General features: G+C 57.5%; 2 protein-coding genes and 1 pseudogene. 1 reads left to right on the forward strand and 2 read right to left on the reverse strand.

What is annotated here, in order from left to right; translation table 11 throughout:
* A pseudogene (locus tag DN412_RS42710) lies at positions 1–598 on the forward strand (IS4 family transposase); the annotation flags it as partial.
* A gap of 2 nt (positions 599–600) precedes the next feature.
* Here the strand turns inward: DN412_RS42710 and DN412_RS42715 are convergent.
* On the reverse strand, positions 601–1,146 hold the full coding sequence (locus DN412_RS42715; protein WP_133303196.1) for a hypothetical protein: 546 nt from the start codon (positions 1,144–1,146) through the stop codon (positions 601–603).
* Positions 1,147–1,471: 325 nt separating this feature from the next.
* The gene (locus DN412_RS42720) at positions 1,472–1,810 is read right to left on the reverse strand and encodes a nucleotidyl transferase AbiEii/AbiGii toxin family protein (protein ID WP_244223114.1); all 339 of its coding nucleotides are present in this window, start codon (positions 1,808–1,810) and stop codon (positions 1,472–1,474) included.
* Positions 1,811–1,942: the final 132 nt, after the last annotated feature.

Consider the following 1,942-nt stretch of genomic DNA (forward strand, 5'->3'; position numbering starts at 1 on the left):
CGCCGACCGCGAAGCCGACTTGATGGCGTTGATGCTGCATGCTCAAGAGCTGGGCACGCCGGCTGACTGGCTCATACGTGCCAGCCACAATCGCAGCCTGCCCGATGGCGAGAAGCTGTGGCAGCGCACCATCAGCGGCAAGCCTATTGGCGAGATCGCCTTCACGATGGGATCGCGCCATGGCGTCAAGGCCCGCACCGTGCGTCAGCAACTCTGGGTGCAACGGGTTGATCTGCCAGCAGGAAAGGGCATGACGGTCGCGGCGACGAGCATCGTCGCGCGCGAGTTTGATGCGCCTGCCGGCGTCAAGCCAATCGAGTGGCGTCTGCTGACAAATCGCAGCGCAACCAGTCTGGAAGATGCGACTGAGCTTATTGACTGGTACCGCGCGCGCTGGGAGATAGAGGCGCTGTTCAACATCCTGAAGAACGCCTGTCGCGTTGAGGCGCTCCAGTTGTCGGCGATAGAACGGCTTGAGCGCGCTTTGGCACTGTTCATGGTCGTCGCTTGGCGCATAGCGCATCTGATGCGACTCGGACGCACTTGCCCGGATCTGGACGCTGACTTGTTCTTCGACCCGGATGAAATACGCGGCGCCNTTTAGAGCATCCCTCGACGAGCAAGGAAATCCTTCCAGAACGCAGTCACGGCATTGAATACTTCCCTCGCATCCCGCTTGTTGCCATTCTTGTCCGTGATCTTCAGTCGATACACAGGATTGTCAATGGAGCCGTTTGAACCGGCCAACCCCTCACCACCTAAAATCCCCGTTCCAAGTGTCATCGGGCTTGGAGCTGACGTCGCACTAGTTGCGATTTTCTGCACATTTCCCCGAGATTCAACAGTGAAATGTTTGACCCCATTGGCAACTTCTTGGCAAACGCTTAGTTCGGGGCACATCCGGATCACGCGTATCACGAGCCAGGTCTTGGGATCTCCATTCGCCCTTAGCTTGGGGAGCGTTGCTGCCGGATAGGAGGACTCTAATTCGCTTCTGATTCCCTCGTCTGATGCTATTCGGCAGTGCCATACCCAGTCGATCAGGTGCCAAGCCGTGACTGCAAAGTTGAAAGCATGATCCTGTACATCCTCCTCACACCTTGCTTCCGTTAGTCGCTTCAGCTCACGCTGGAGCTTGGCAAACATGTCCCCGGGGCTCATGTGCGCCAAAGGGGTAGTGATCGTTTTCGCGTTGCCCACAATGTTCTCCAAGGCGTCAATGATGCCTCCGGCTAAAGATGACCCTCGTAGCCGCTGGCAAATGGTACGCCCTGAGGTTGGCCCGGGCAGCCCCTCATAGCCCTAAAAGAGGAGCATGGTTTCCTGGCAAGTACCTTGCCCGGGATGAGCTGGCCTCGGTGTACCAACGGAAGGCACTTTGCTGTACCAACGGGCCTCCATGGAGCCTCAAAAAGTCAGTAATCGCTAACCGTATAGGTGTTGCTACACTTTAAATTCAGTGCCACGGAGTTCAGGCCAGAAGGAACCATGGGTGCCTGTCGGCGGGGTCAAGCTCGATCCGGTAACGCCCTGCTGGCATCTGGTCTTGCACCAGCGCTTCGACTTGTCCACGCATCGGGCCTGCGATGTGGGCTTGCGCGGCTTGCCGAACTTCTTCTAGCCGCACGCGCCGCTTCTTCCCACTTAGCGCGGCGAGTTCCGCTACCTGAACTGGCTGCCCGAGATCTTCCCGGAACACCGTTATGTCGATGTCCTCGGAGAATCTTGTGATCAACGAGAACGCTTTCGATAGCGAAGTTCCTCCCTTGAACAGGATGCGGGGCGGCTGAGGTACTCCATTGAACAGCACATCTAGGGCCCTAAAGTGGACCCCTCGGTCAAGACAGATTTCAACCGAGTTTAAGCTGCATCCATTTCTTCACATGCAGCGGAACAGCGCTGCCCTGATTTTGCGCGGGGAGAATCCCCTGCGCAGCGTAGC

Source organism: Cupriavidus lacunae (assembly GCF_003353055.1).
GTDB classification, from domain to species: Bacteria; Pseudomonadota; Gammaproteobacteria; order Burkholderiales; family Burkholderiaceae; genus Cupriavidus; species Cupriavidus lacunae.

Coding starts and splice junctions, on each gene's coding strand:
- DN412_RS42715 (WP_133303196.1), bottom strand. CDS start 1,146: ATGTTTGCCAAGCTCCAGCGTGAGCTGAAGCGACTAACGGAAGCAAGG.